The sequence below is a fragment of the Vibrio sp. 1978 genome (genome assembly GCF_033344345.1).
The window spans coordinates 1-503 of record NZ_JAWPOP010001111.1; the positions used below are offsets into that span (position 1 = coordinate 1).

A 503-nucleotide genomic window follows, 5' to 3' on the forward strand; every position below is an offset into this window, starting at 1 on the left:
AAGGCGATATGATCGAAGCACAAGTGGTCGGCTTTGATCATACCGTTGCGTACTTAATGCCAATCCGCCGTTTAGGCGGTTTGTTTGCAGGTGCGAAGGTGATCCCATTAGACGGCGACAGTACCGTGCAACTCAGCTCTCAGTGGATGGGACGCGTGGTAAACGGCTTAGGCGAGCCATTGGATGACGGCATGCCGCTTAAAGGAGGCGATCGTGTTTCACTTGAACCTAAACCGATCAACCCCCTTAAGCGTCGTCCTGTCGATACCCCGCTTAATGTAGGCGTTCGTGCGATCAACGGTTTGCTGACGGTCGGTAAAGGTCAGCGTATTGGTCTAATGGCGGGCAGTGGTGTTGGTAAAAGTGTGTTAATGGGGATGATCACCAAAAACACGGAAGCGGACGTCATTGTGGTGGGTTTGATTGGTGAGCGTGGTCGAGAAGTTCGTGAGTTTATTGAACGCAACTTAACGCCAGAAGCGAGAGAAAAAGCCATCATCATT

1 pseudogene is annotated in these 503 nt (G+C 51.1%); it reads left to right on the forward strand.

Going from position 1 to position 503, the window contains the following annotated elements:
- Positions 1–503: pseudogene (fliI, locus tag R8N49_RS30920) on the forward strand (flagellum-specific ATP synthase FliI); the annotation flags it as partial.